This window comes from Pseudoalteromonas sp. Cn5-37 (assembly GCF_021532495.1).
Lineage (GTDB): Bacteria > Pseudomonadota > Gammaproteobacteria > Enterobacterales > Alteromonadaceae > Pseudoalteromonas > Pseudoalteromonas simplex.
The window spans coordinates 22,432-36,422 of the sequence record NZ_JAKGBA010000006.1 but is presented as its reverse complement, the minus strand read 5'-3'; the positions used below and the strand labels follow the sequence as shown (position 1 = coordinate 36,422).

At 41.2% G+C, this 13,991-nt stretch carries 11 protein-coding genes; 6 read left to right on the top strand and 5 right to left on the bottom strand.

Going from position 1 to position 13,991, the window contains the following annotated elements; translation table 11 throughout:
- Nucleotides 1-61: 61 nt before the first annotated feature.
- On the bottom strand, nt 62-400 hold the full coding sequence (erpA, locus tag L1266_RS10050; protein ID WP_036966451.1) for an iron-sulfur cluster insertion protein ErpA: 339 nt from the start codon (nt 398-400) through the stop codon (nt 62-64).
- A gap of 179 nt (nt 401-579) precedes the next feature.
- Here erpA and L1266_RS10045 point away from each other — a divergent pair, with 179 nt between their 5' ends.
- The 6 genes from L1266_RS10045 (at nt 580) to L1266_RS22385 (ending at nt 9,654) form a co-directional block, all read left to right on the top strand.
- On the top strand, nt 580-2,955 hold the full coding sequence (locus tag L1266_RS10045) for a diguanylate cyclase domain-containing protein (protein ID WP_235377460.1): 2,376 nt from the start codon (nt 580-582) through the stop codon (nt 2,953-2,955).
- A gap of 130 nt (nt 2,956-3,085) precedes the next feature.
- The gene (locus L1266_RS10040; RefSeq protein ID WP_138601775.1) at nt 3,086-4,768 is read left to right on the top strand and encodes a chloride channel protein; all 1,683 of its coding nucleotides are present in this window, start codon (nt 3,086-3,088) and stop codon (nt 4,766-4,768) included.
- A gap of 20 nt (nt 4,769-4,788) precedes the next feature.
- The gene (locus tag L1266_RS10035) at nt 4,789-5,223 is read left to right on the top strand and encodes a CopD family protein (RefSeq protein ID WP_054554266.1); all 435 of its coding nucleotides are present in this window, start codon (nt 4,789-4,791) and stop codon (nt 5,221-5,223) included.
- Between the two features lie 104 nt (nt 5,224-5,327).
- On the top strand, nt 5,328-6,344 hold the full coding sequence (locus L1266_RS10030) for an aspartate carbamoyltransferase (protein ID WP_054554265.1): 1,017 nt from the start codon (nt 5,328-5,330) through the stop codon (nt 6,342-6,344).
- Nucleotides 6,345-6,416: 72 nt separating this feature from the next.
- Nucleotides 6,417-7,697 carry a glutamate-1-semialdehyde 2,1-aminomutase gene (hemL, locus tag L1266_RS10025; protein WP_138601779.1) on the top strand — a complete coding sequence of 427 codons (1,281 nt, stop codon included), beginning with the start codon at nt 6,417-6,419 and terminating at the stop codon, nt 7,695-7,697.
- Between the two features lie 118 nt (nt 7,698-7,815).
- Entirely contained in the window at nt 7,816-9,654 is a 1,839-nt protein-coding gene (locus L1266_RS22385) for a methyl-accepting chemotaxis protein (RefSeq protein ID WP_235377459.1), read from the top strand.
- On the opposite strand, the gene mrcB is transcribed toward L1266_RS22385, so the two are convergent.
- The 4 genes from mrcB to L1266_RS10000 all read right to left on the bottom strand — a co-directional run bounded on the left by mrcB (nt 9,638) and on the right by L1266_RS10000 (nt 13,953).
- Nucleotides 9,638-11,962 carry a penicillin-binding protein 1B gene (gene mrcB / locus L1266_RS10015; protein WP_054554262.1) on the bottom strand — a complete coding sequence of 775 codons (2,325 nt, stop codon included), beginning with the start codon at nt 11,960-11,962 and terminating at the stop codon, nt 9,638-9,640. The genes L1266_RS22385 and mrcB overlap by 17 nt on opposite strands.
- Before the next feature lie 91 nt (nt 11,963-12,053).
- Nucleotides 12,054-12,215 carry a YqaE/Pmp3 family membrane protein gene (locus L1266_RS10010; protein WP_082401591.1) on the bottom strand — a complete coding sequence of 54 codons (162 nt, stop codon included), beginning with the start codon at nt 12,213-12,215 and terminating at the stop codon, nt 12,054-12,056.
- A gap of 160 nt (nt 12,216-12,375) precedes the next feature.
- Entirely contained in the window at nt 12,376-13,605 is a 1,230-nt protein-coding gene (locus tag L1266_RS10005) for an ammonium transporter (RefSeq protein ID WP_054554261.1), read from the bottom strand.
- A gap of 9 nt (nt 13,606-13,614) precedes the next feature.
- The gene (locus tag L1266_RS10000; RefSeq protein ID WP_054554260.1) at nt 13,615-13,953 is read right to left on the bottom strand and encodes a P-II family nitrogen regulator; all 339 of its coding nucleotides are present in this window, start codon (nt 13,951-13,953) and stop codon (nt 13,615-13,617) included.
- Nucleotides 13,954-13,991 lie beyond the last annotated feature (38 nt).

Below are 13,991 nucleotides of genomic sequence, written 5' to 3'. Positions count from 1 at the left end.
GCAGGATATTATGAGAAGTTAAAGCAATAAAAAAGCCACATCAAGTGGCTTTCATAAATAATTAAACGCTGAAGCTGGCTCCGCAACCACAGGTTGTAGTTGCGTTCGGGTTATTCACAAAAAAGCGAGCCCCTTCAAGGCCTTCTGTGTAATCAACGGTACCATCAACTAGGTATTGAATACTCATAGGGTCAACAACTAGCGTTACACCATTTTTAACAATTTCTAAATCGCCAGGGTTAGCTTTTTCATCAAAAGTAAAACCATATTGGAAACCTGAGCAACCACCACCTGTAACGTATACACGTAGCTTTAGATCAGGATTTTCTTCTTCCTCGATTAACTGTTTAACGCGAACAGCTGCTGCATCGCTGAACTTGATTGGCAACTCATCTGACATACCAAAACCCTCAAAACCTATAATGGTCGCAATTATCTAATACCCGAGTATTTTAATCAAGTATCGCCTCCCATTGAAAATATTTTAGTATAGGATTGGCTAACATATTCGCATTGAACTAACATTTAATTGTAGTACTTTTTACCCATGTAAAAGTTATGCGATGAGGGACCATCACAGTGATAGATCATTTAAAGCTGCATTTCATTAGTCCAAGCTTAACTAGCTCGCAAACAATCCCTGCGCAGTACGATAGTTTACTCGTTTGCTTATCCGTACTTACTGCGGTCTTTACTTCTTACATTTCATTTTTACTATCAGCAAAAATTAAAAGCTCTCAATTAAGAAATGAAAGCCTTGTATGGACTTTGTTAGCATCGTGCTTTTTAGGTATTGGTATCTGGGGTATGCATTTTGTAGGTATGCTCGCCTATAAACTTCCTATCGCTGTTGAATACAACATCACGGTCACTTTGATCTCTATTTTGCCAAGCGTTTTTGCAAGTTATATTGTTCTTTCCCCCACTATTGGGCGTGGCAAAGGGCTAGTTTTTCGAAGTGTACTTATGGGGGCTGGTATTGGTTGTATGCACTTTATTGGCATGATGGCAATGATGATGCCAGCCCACATGGCCTATGAACCTTGGTTATTTTCATTATCGATTTTAGTCGCAATTGTTCTTTCTGGCATTGCACTATGGATTAATGATTTTAGAAATGAGCGTGAGGTAAACCAAACACGTATAAACATTCTCGTTGCAGTCATTATGGGGAGTGCTATTTCAAGCATGCACTACATTGGTATGATTTCAATGACTGTATTTGAGACTGATTATACCATTTATACATCTGGCCATGATAACGCTGCGCTTGCAAAATTAATTATATCCGTCTTATTAGCCCTAAGTCTGTTCGTATTAGGAATTGTCGAACTTAGAGCACGAAGTTTACTATCAGCCAAACTTGAAGCCGTGCTGAATACAGTTCAAGATGTCGTTATTAGCTTTAATAATGTAGGAGTAATTGAATTCGCTAACCCAGCAGTTCTTCCTGTTTTTGGCTATGAACCAACCCACCTAATCGGTAAACATATCCACACTTTAATCCCAAAACAATCATCGCAGTTAGATGAGATATTCTGCGACCCACAGCAAAAAAAAGAAAACGTGAGTACAAATAAGAGCCGCCTATTAAAGGGGTTACGTAAAGATAAATGCTACTTTCCTATCACTCTCACAATTAGCTCCATTGGCAAAAAAGAAGCAGGCTCTTACGTTGCAACTATTAAAGACCTAAGCGACATTCAAAACCAAGAAGCGTTTACACAAACAATTTTCGATAACTTACCTATTATGCTGTTCGTAAAAGAGGCCGAGCATCTAACATTTAGCCATGTCAATAAAGCAGGTGAGCAACTTTTAGGTAAAACTAAAGAGCAACTCATTGGCTTAAATGACTTTGATATTTTTAGCGATGAGGACGCCGTGAATTTTATTCAAACAGATAGGGATGTACTAAAAAGTAACGAAACACTTTTTGTAACTGAGAAGCCTATGACCATAAATGGTCGAACGCATTATCTTCGAACCAGAAAGCTCGCAATTAGAGACGCTCAAGGAAAAGCTCGCTACTTACTGGATGTATCTGAAGATGTTACTGAATTAAAACAAGCAAAAACAGATCTTGAGAACTTACATCAACGGATGTCAATGGCTGCAGATGCAGCACACATTGGAATTTGGGAGTGGAACTTTGAAACCAATGAATTAATCTGGGATGACTGGATGCATACCTTGTTCGAAATTCCAAAAACATCTTTTAAAGGCAATTACTCAACATGGGCGAGCACCTTACACCCAGATGATTATGAGGACGTTACAAATAAGCTCAAGCTTTCGATACTAAACAATGAAGAATTTCATGCTGAGTTTCGTATCGTTTTATCTTCTGGCAGAACTCGCTATATCAATGCCGACGGAAGAATCTACGGAAAACGGATGATCGGCGTCAATTTTGATATTACCAAGCGGGTTTTGGCTGAACAACAGATACGAATGTTGGCACAAACAGATCATCTTACCGGTCTTGCAAACAGAAGCGCTTTAAGTAAGTTTATTAATCATGAGTTTGACCGTGTTGAACGCACAGGTGGTAAGGTTGGTTGTTTATACTTTGACCTTGACAAATTTAAGCCCATCAATGACACCCATGGTCATTTAGTTGGTGATTTCGTGCTTGTTGAAATTGCTAAACGGTTACTTGAAACAGCCCGAAAAACAGATTGTGTTGCACGCATTGGGGGTGATGAATTTGTCATAGTCATTACTGATATAGAAAATCAAAATCAGATTGAGCGAGCTCTAACACGTTTTATTAACTCAATATCAACGCCAATTGCATCTGAGGTGGGTTATTTAAATGTAGGCGCAAGTGTTGGTTATGCTTTATATCCTGATGATGCAAAATCACTTGACGACTTATTAAATAAAGCTGATGAGCGCATGTACAAGCAAAAACATAACTCTCCTATGACAGTGATAAGTATGCAACCATAACCTTGGCTCAGTCATTAAATATTATAATCAGCTCGATTTTCCCAAAAAGAAGATAAAAATATAAAATGCCAACGACTTAGTGAGTTTGATTTGGTAAACTGCGGCTCAAAAGTGCTGTGAGGAAATATGCGTGTGGCTTGAGAGACTAAGACGTCGACTAGCAAAGCCTAAAACATCTGTGCAATTGTGCTTACTTGGTGTGAGTGCAGGGTTAATTGCGGCAGTGCTGATCATATTCTTTCGCCTTACGATCATGTTTTTCCAGAGCTTATTCTTAGAAAAGCCTGATGACTTTTCTACGCTTCCTACTCTTGAACGTGTTTTATTACCAGTCGGCGCAGCCTTATTAATTGCCCTTTTTGCAGCTTCAACTGGATTTAAACATTATCGACTTGGTATTCCATTTGTCATTCATCGAATAAAAAAATACTACGGTCATATGCCACTCTATAACACGGTTAACCAATTTGTTGGTGGTGCTTTAGCCTTGATCAGTGGTTTTTCGGTGGGCCGAGAAGGCCCATCAGTGCATATGGGTGCAACAGGTGCCAGTTTACTGGCCGATAAACTACACCTTCCACACAATGCAATGCGTACCCTCACCGGTTGTGGCGTTGCAGCCGGAATTGCAGCCTCATTTAACACCCCACTTGCAGCCGTTATCTTTGTTATGGAGGTGGTGCTTAGGGAATATAAAGTGCATATTTTTGTGCCCATTATGCTCGCTGCGGTTACTGGTGCTTTAGCCACTCAGTTTGTATTTGGTGATGCTTCAGAGCTTGCGCTTATCACCATGAACCCATTGAGTGGCTGGCATTACCCATTTTTAATCATTTTTGGTATGGCACTAGGGGCTGTTGCCTATGCGTTTAACCAAAACTTGATGCTTATAATCCGCACTTTTAAACCGCTTAGCATGTTTCCTCGCCTATTACTGGCAGGGTTAATTGCAGGGTTAATTGCTTATATGGTTCCTCATGCAATGGGTTCAGGTATGAGCGCCATCACTATTGCTATTGAATCACCAGATGATGTGCAGTTTTTAACAACCATCTTAATTGCCAAATTACTCGCCACCTTATTTGCCATTGGTTTAGGTATTCCAGGTGGGATCATCGGCCCTGTTATTGGGCTTGGGGTATTAATGGGCACCTTAATGGCCTTCTTTGCGCAGTTTATTAGCCCAGGAGTAGATATCACAGGTACCTACAGCATGCTTGGCATGGCTGGGTTATTGGCCGCTACATTACACGCACCACTTGCTGCACTCACTACGGTTATGGAGTTAACCTCAAGCCCCGAGATCATTGTGCCAGCCATGTTGGTGATCTCAACGGCTTATGTCACAGCATTACAGTTTTTTGGTAACCGCTCTATTTTTATGCAGCAACTTGACTTCCAAGGGCTTGAGTATCAAATATCGCCTGCCACAGAAGCATTACAAAAAGTAGGCGTGATGGATGAAATGGATGAGCAGTTCAAACTGCTTTACAGTGACGACAAACAACAAATTAAAGAATCGCTCGATGCCCTTGATAGCCAAACCCCGCTGATTGTTCATGATGAAGAGAATGGCTATCGTCTTGCTGAATATGATTTAAGTTTGATGTCTGACCAAGAAAGTAACATCAAATATGTCAGCCTTGCCGGCCTTAGTAGCCAAGCAACATTAGCCGATGCTTTTGACTTACTAAAAGATAAACGCAGCGGTGCGGTGTATATTTACAACCTACTTGATAACCAACAGATTATGGGCCTTTTGCGTTGGGACCAAATCAGACATATTCTTACCATACGCAATAGTTTGTTATAACAATTAAAATGGATGCTTAAATGACTGCGCTATTAGTTTATAAAACCTTCCACGTATTTTTTATGATTGCTTGGTTTGCCGGTATTTTTTACCTGCCACGTCTTTTTGTTTACCACGCAATGAGTGAAGAAAAAGCCTGTAACTCAATGCTGAAAGTAATGGAACGCCGCTTACTGTTTTTTGTGACGCCGTTTGCCGTTTTAACATTGGTATTTGGCTTACTGACCATTTTTGAATATGGTCGTGATTGGTTTAGATACAGCATGTGGCTGCACTACAAACTGGTGTTAGTAATTATCCTTTATATATATCATGGCTATTGCTTTAAATTACTGGCTGACTTTAAGCATGATCGCAATACTCGTAGCGATCGCTTTTACCGTATTTTTAATGAAGTTCCGGTACTCATCCTTTTAGCTATAGTGGCACTGGCAATTATTAAACCTAACTTATAATTTGCTGCTGTGAACGTTAAAAATTTGCTATAGTACTGCGCAAATTTATGCGGCCTCCCATACCGAGTGCCAGCGCCCTATAAATATGATTAGGAACAAACCCCATGCTAAGTTTCCAAGGTGAAAATATCCTGTCGGTCAATCAGCTTGATCGAGATTGTATTGAACGTATTTTTGCAGTTGCTAAGAAAATGGAGCCTTATGCTAAAAAGCAAAAGCGCACCAATGTTTTAGAGGGCGCAATTTTAGCGAACTTGTTCTTTGAACCAAGCACGCGTACTCGCGTAAGTTTTGGTACAGCATTTAACTTACTAGGTGGTTTGGTTCGTGAAACAACAGGTATGCAAAGCTCGGCGCTTGCAAAAGGTGAATCTTTGTATGATACCGCTCGCGTTATCTCAGCGTATGCAGATGCAGTCGCAATGCGCCACCCTGACGCAGGCTCTGTTGCTGAGTTTGCCACTGGGTGTGACGTGCCAGTGATTAATGGCGGTGACGGCCCAAATGAGCACCCAACACAAGCCCTACTGGACTTACTAACAATTGAGCGTGAACTAGGTCGCTTCAACCAAAGCATCGACGGTATGCACATTGCCCTAGTAGGTGATTTAAAATACGGCCGTACTGTGCACTCTTTATCTAAATTACTTTGTCATTATAAAGACGTTAAGTTCTCTATGGTGGCACCTGATGGCTTACAAATGCCAGACTACATTTTAGATGCTGTAGATAACGCAGGTCATAAAATTCAAGTAGTCGATAAGATGGAAGGCAACTTGGCGGCCGATATTGTGTATCAAACCCGTATCCAAGAAGAGCGCTTCCCTTCACAAGAAGAAGCTAACAAATACCGTGGTGGTTTCCGTATCAGCCAAGCAATTTACAACGCACACTGTAAGCCAAACTCAGTATTGATGCACCCACTCCCTCGTGACAGCCGTTTAGAGGCAAACGAGCTAGATAACGATTTAAATAGCAACGACAACCTAGCAATTTTCCGCCAAGTGCAAAATGGCGTGTTAATTCGCATGGCGTTGTTTGCTCTAACCTTAGATGTTGCCGACAAAGTTGAGCAATATGAAGTCGACGTGCCTTGGTTTAGCCGTAAACGTAATAGCTAACTTGCTTCGTTTTGGGCTCTTTGAGCCCTTGCAAACCAATTCATTTAACGTGACAACCCAATAGGACTATTCATGACAATTAGCCAAGATCTTTTTAATCGCGCGCAAGAATCAATCCCAGGCGGTGTTAACTCACCAGTTCGTGCCTTCAATGGCGTTGGCGGTACTCCTTTATTCATCACTAAAGCTGAAGGCCCTTTTACCTTTGATGCTGATGGTAACCGTTATATCGATTACGTTGGTTCATGGGGACCCATGATCATGGGTCATAACCACCCAGCTATTAAGCAAGCGGTATTAGAAGCCGTAGAAAATGGCTTAAGCTATGGTGCGCCAACCGAAACTGAAATCTTAATGGCCGAAAAAGTAAAAGAGCTAGTACCATCAATCGAAAAAGTACGTATGGTAAGCTCAGGTACTGAGGCAACAATGAGTGCAATTCGCTTAGCACGTGGTTTCACTGGCCGTGACAAAATCTTAAAGTTTGAAGGCTGTTACCACGGTCATGCAGACTCACTACTAGTAAAAGCAGGCTCAGGCGCACTGACTATGGGTGTACCAAACTCACCAGGTATTCCTGAAGACTTTGCTAAGCACACATTAACTGTGTCGTTTAATAACCTTGATGAAGTAAAAGCAATTTTCGCAAAATATGCTGACGACATCGCTTGTATCATCGTTGAGCCAGTTGCTGGCAACATGAACTGTATTCCACCTGTACCAGGCTTCTTAGAAGGTCTGCGTGAGGTGTGTGATGAATACAAATCTGTGCTTATTTTTGATGAAGTAATGACAGGTTTCCGTGTTGCTTTAGGTGGCGCACAAGCTTACTACAACATCAAACCAGACCTAACCTGTTTAGGTAAAGTGATCGGTGGCGGTATGCCTGTGGGTGCATTTGGCGGTAAGAAAGAAATCATGGATTACATCGCACCTGTTGGTCCAGTTTATCAAGCGGGCACATTATCAGGTAACCCAATTGCCATGGCTGCCGGTTTAAAATCTTTAGAACTTTTAAGTGCTGACGGCCTGCACGACGAGCTTGAAGCAAAGAGCAAAGCAATTTGTGAAGGCTTTGAAGCCGCTGCGAAAAAAGCAGGTATTGCACTTACAACAAACTACGCAGGTGGTATGTACGGTTTCTTCTTTACTGATAAAGAAAAAGTAACTAGCTACCAACAAGCGACTGAGTGTGATTTAGAACGCTTCAAAAAGTTCTTCCACTTAATGCTAGAAGAAGGTGTTTATCTCGCTCCTTCGGCGTTTGAAGCAGGCTTTGTGTGCGCTGAACACTCTGAAAAAGAGATCAACGACACCATTGCAGCCGCAGAGCGCGCATTCGCGAAGCTGTAAAAAGCTATTATTTTGAAAAAGCCCTCACATGAAAGTGTGAGGGCTTTTTTTATTTGAATGAAAATATCTTATTTTTCGGTCTATTCTTTTTATACTAGTATTGTTTAGCGAGAAAACTGTGAATAGACTCATAATACCTGCTGTTAATTTAATGGCACAACTTAAGTACAAACATAAAATTACTTTATTGTTTAGTTTATTAGTTTTTCCTCTGTGTCTGAGCTTATTTTTTCTAATCAGTCTGTTAAATGAAAATATCCAAGTTTCAAAACAACAATACAAAGGCATCAGTAGTTACCGCTTGCTGTTATCGTATCTTGTCGATAACAAGCAACAAGCCATGCTGAATTCCGCCCAAACTTTAGGTTATGCTCACAATGCATCGAGTGAAGAAAACATACTTGAAACAGTATCAATTGAGTCGCAATTAGCTGTTAGTCAAAACCTCACTATTAACTATTTAAATCGTACTTTAGTCACCCATTTGCCTAACTTGATTTACCATCTTAATAGCACCTACCAAAGTGCTGAAAAAGTATTAAATCAAGGTAAGTTTACGCCAGAAAGCTTTATTGCTTTATCAAACCAAATTAAAGCGATACCCCAGTTATCTGGGCAATTTAAAGATGCGTTATCCATCGCCTTCCAACAAGACAATAAAATAAAAGAGCAACTATCTCCTAGTGCTGAAACATTACTAGAAAACATATCTCAGTTCTCGCAACAAGTTAACCAAAGGCTGTTGGAGCCTGATACGATAGAATTAAGCAAAGCACAATTTTTGAGCCTTAAAGCGAATCTAAACCAAAGTATAGATGAGTACATTGCTGACACTGAGCCAGCCCTTACGAGTATCATTAGTTATAAGCTAAACAATGAACAATTCATTTTGTACCTTGTTATCGCTGCGGCTCTATTATCTTTAATAATAGCCAGTTACTTGATGCTTGGATTTTATCGTTTAGTAGTTGATACCCTGAAGCTTTTTTCAGAAACCGCTAACAGTGCCGCGCAAGGTAATATCTCTGCTCGTTTAAAGTTAACAGGTAAAGATGAGTTAACCTCAATAGGAAAAGAGTTTAATCATGTATTGGCATCATTTTCTTTGATGGTAAATGAAGTCAAGCACACTACGAGCAGTGTAATAACAACCACAGATACAGTGACGAGTCACTCTGAAAAAACCAGTCAAGATGTACAAGTTCAGCAACAAAGTGTGTCAACTATTAGCCAAGCTTTATCAGAAATGAGCCAAGCTGCCGAACATGTCGAGGTGTCTGCCTCTCAAGCCGTTGATTTAGCTTCATCTGCAGCCAAAAAAGTACAAAAAGGTGCTGATGAAAGCGCAAATTTAGCCACGCACATGAGTCATTTACAACAAGAGTTCAACGAGGGTCTTGCTGCCTTAGAGTTACTTGCTAAAGACAGCCAAGCGATTAGTAGCGTGAGTAATGGTATAAATGAAATTGCCGAGCAAACCAACCTACTAGCTTTGAATGCTGCGATAGAAGCAGCTAGAGCTGGTGAACAAGGCCGAGGCTTTGCGGTTGTTGCAGATGAAGTAAGAACCCTTGCAAAACGCACTCAACAACAAACTCATGAGATCCACCAAATTATTAATTCACTTCAATCCGCAACAAAGCTAACACAAGATAGAATGCAAGCAAGCGTAGAGAAGATGGAACAAGGTTCACAAAGTGCAGAGCACACTAAAAATAATTTATTAGCTGTCGCAGCATCAATGTCTGATATTGGCATGCAAGGAAAGCAAATAGCAGTTCAAGTCAGTCAGCAAGGCACTGCAATTCAAAACGCTTTACACCACGCTGAAGATGTCAGTGAACTTGCCAGAGACACAGAGAAAAGTGCACTTATGGCAATGAATAGCGTACAAAATTTAGCTCAACTGTGTGTTGAGCTAAATGATTCAATGGCCAAGTTTAGCGCTGACAATTAGGTCTAGGCTCAAACTCGCTTGCACGAATGGGGAGTTGCACCACTTTGCCACAACCCGGAGGCGCTTGCAGGCCGGTTTCTTCATTAATGAATGCCCAACGAATAGAAGCCGGACGAGTATCTGCTATAGCTTCAGGGTTGAGTGGTTTAAGGTAGCGAATGTAGGCCTCTAGTGCGCCAACACTGCCTGTTAAACCTGTGCTCTTGTTATCGTCGCGGCCAATCCATGCAACGGTCACGGTGTTTTGGTCAAAACCAGCAAACCAGCTATCGCGTAATTCGTTACTTGTGCCTGTTTTACCGGCAAGCTGAATTGATGGGAAATGAGCATTTAGGCGTTTAGCCGTGCCATCTTTAGTCACGCGCTTCATTGCATACTTAGTCATGTAGATTGATGCATCATCAAAGCGTTTTTGTGAGCTGACATCATGCTTGTAAAGCACTTTACCTACTGAGTCTGTAAGGGCTGAGATAGACGTTAATTCACGGTACTGACCATCAGCAGCAAGCGTTGTATAAAGCTGCGCTACTTCAAAACTTGAAAGCTCAAGTGCACCTAAAAGTAACGACGGATATTGATCAATACGCCCTTCTACACCTAAACGCTTCAAGGTATCAGCGACTTTATCAACTCCAACATCAAGACCCGTGTTAACGGCTGGGATATTAATACTGTTACTAAATGCTTTATAAAGAGGCATAGGGCCGCGGAACTGCTTGTCGAAGTTCTCAGGTTGCCACACTTTACCCTGCTCATTAGTCACTTGCAGCGGTGAGTCATCCACCAACGTGGCAACATTAAACTGACCACTTTCAAATGCCGATAAATAAACTGCTGGCTTAACTAATGAGCCAATATTACGTTTGGTATCAAGCACACGGTTAAAACCAAAATAACGTACGTCACGGCCTGCAACTAATGCCGACACCCCACCTTTTTCGACATTAACAGAAATCATCGCAGCCTCAAGCTCTTCTGTTTTAGGGCGTCTTTCTAGATAAGGTAGACTTGCCTCAACAGACTCTTCCATGGCCGTTTGCTTTTGTAAGTCAAAATAAGTGAATACACGCACCCCAGCATCTAACACCTGCTGATCAGGTAGTAGGCGCTTTAATTCTCGGTTAACTAATTCTAAGTAACCCGGATACGACTTTTGCAAGCTGTCTTTCATTGGTGCAATATCAATAGGGCGCTTTAATGCTGCGCGGTACTCACGGGTATCAATTAGCTTGTTTTCAACCATTAAGCGCAGCACTAAATCACGGCGCTCCATTGCGCGCTCACTATAACGGCGCGGATTATAGTACGATGGCCCTTTTACCATAGCGACTAATAGCGCGATTTGGTCGTATTCAAGCTCATCCACAGGCTTTGAAAAATAAAACTCAGCGGCAAGCCCCATACCGTGAACACCTTGATTGTAAGACTGACCCAAATACACTTCATTCAGATAGGCTTCTAAAATTTCATCTTTGCTGTAGCGGTAATCTAATATCAAGGCAATAAGCGCTTCATTAAACTTACGCACCAGTGAACGCTCACGGGTAAGGTATATATTCTTTGCTAATTGCTGGGTTAAAGTACTGCCCCCTTGCACGGTACGTCCGGCTTTAATATTGCTGTATAAAGCGCGCATAATTGACCACACAGATACACCATGGTGTTGATAGAAATTGCGATCTTCAACCACCAGCAAGGTATCTTTTAGCATCGGCGGAAATTTATCTAGCGGCACAAACTCGCGATCTTGTTTTGAATCATTACCAATGCGAGCTATTTGAACCGGCTCTAATCGAGCATTGTTTAAACGGCGGCCAAACTTATCTTTGATAGTTGCTAATTTCTGCCCTGAAAAACGCAGCTCAATAACGTGTGCATCTTCAAGGCCATCATAAAACTCAAACTCGCGACGGTACACTTTAATACTGTTTGCTGATTTAACATACTGACCTGTACGGCTTAGTTTATTCACAGATGAGTAATTTAAACGGTTTAACTCCCAAATAACCTCTTGCTGAGACAAATACTGCCCGGGATAAAAGCTCATTGCGCGGGCATATACTTGTGCAGGTAACTGCCATTTATTGCCTTCAAATTGGCGAGTGATTTTTGCATCTAAATAAATTAGATACAGCACCATGGCAACTATTACTGCGAGTGAAAGCTTCCAAAAAATTGACCAAAGTTTTCTCAATAAACTTGTTTTAGCAGGCACTTGAGGTGTGCGTGAGCGCTTAGCAGTAGTTTTTTTTGATGCCGCTTTAGGTTTGCTAGACGACTTTTTTGCAGGAGTTTTTTTATCAGCCATTGAGTTCGCTATTGGTCAGTTAATTTTACAGGATTAAGCCCTAAACAGCGCAATATTAACACCTGTAAAATTAACAGTCACTTAAACTCGACTAGCGTGTACACAACCAAAGAGAGTGGATCACTGCAGGTATAAAAAAGATAAAGCATAAAATAATGTTAATTACTAAGTCTTTACCAGCACCCGCTTTCAAAAATACCGCTACAGGCGGTAAAAACAGCGAAATAATTATAAGCAAGAGTTTGTTATCCATCGTTTTTCCTTATTGATTCAGAATTAAAAGCATAGTCAAAAAACGACTATTTCGCCTATCAGAAATGACTTATTTAAACGCAAAAAAGCCCTACCTAAGTAGAGCTTCGATTTGAACACACAATGATATTTTTATGTGCGTGCTATTGCACGCACTAAGATTAGTTACTGCGCACTGAAACAAACTCAGGGTAAGCATCAATACCACAGTCATGTTGATCCATACCGTTTAGTTCTTCTTCTTCGGTAACACGGATACCCATGGTATTTTTCAGGATTGCCCATACGATTGATGACGCGATGAATACAAATCCTAAGATACATACTAAGCCAATTAATTGATTAACAAAGGTTGCATCAGAGTTTGAAAGTGGCACTAGCATAATACCTAATGCACCACACACACCGTGTACAGAGATAGCACCTACAGGGTCATCGATTTTCGCTTTATCAAGTGCAACGATGCTAAATACAACCAGTGAGCCACCTAATAGACCAAGTAAACAAGCAAGTAATGGTGTTGGTGATGCTGGCTCAGCAGTAATCGTTACCAGACCTGCTAATGCACCATTTAGAACCATTGTTAAGTCAGCTTTACCCCATAACACTTTACATACAAATAGTGCTGCGATTGCGCCACACGCTGCTGCTGCGTTAGTGTTTAAAAAGATTTTGCCAACTGCTGTTGCGTTTTCAGCATCAGAAACAAGTAGTTGCGATCCACCGTTGAAGCCGAACCAACCCATCCAAAGAATTAATGTACCCAATGTTGCTAACGGTAAGTTAGAACCAGGAATTGGGTAGATTTCACCATTTTTACCGTATTTACCTTTACGAGCACCTAAGAAAAGCACACCTGCTAGCGCTGCCGCAGCACCTGCACCGTGAACGATTGCAGAACCAGCGAAGTCAACAAAGCCCATTTCTGATAAAAAGCCCGCGCCCCAAGTCCAGTAACCTTCGATTGGGTAGATGAAACCGGTTAAAATAACAGTAAAAATTAAGAATGCCCATAACTTCATACGCTCTGCAACCGCACCAGATACGATTGACATAGCTGTTGCTACAAACACAACTTGGAAGAAGAAATCAGACTCTAAAGAGTGATCAGCATCAGCAGCTTGCGTGCCGATTAATGCGCCAAATGAAGGGATGAAACCACCTTCTGCGTTATCAACATACATGATGTTGTAACCCACTAATAAAAACATAGTGCAAGCAATAGAAAATAGTGCAACGTTTTTAGTTAGAATTTCTGTTGTATTTTTTGCACGAACTAAACCTGCTTCAAGCATAGCGAAACCAGCCGCCATCCACATTACTAAAACACCCGACATCAAAAAGTAAAAAGTGTCGAGTGAGAACTTCAACTCTACGATAGTGTTTTCCATAATTCCCCCTTAAATTGCTTCTTCATCAAGTTCGCCCGTACGGATACGAACGATTTGGTCTAAGTCGTAAACAAAAATTTTGCCGTCACCAATTTTGCCTGTTGAAGCAATTTTTGTGATGGTTTCAACAACGCGTTGACAATTTTCGCTACGAGTTGCAATTTCAAGTTTGATCTTTGGAATAAAATCGACTTGGTATTCAGCTCCACGATATAGCTCAGTATGACCACGTTGACGGCCAAAGCCTTTAACGTCGACAACTGTCATCCCCTCAATGCCTAAATCAGCCAATGCTTCACGCACATCATCAAGTTTGAATGGCTTTATTATTGCACTAATCATTTTCATAGTGGCCCCCTTCGGACGCTTATTGTTATCCTGTTGAC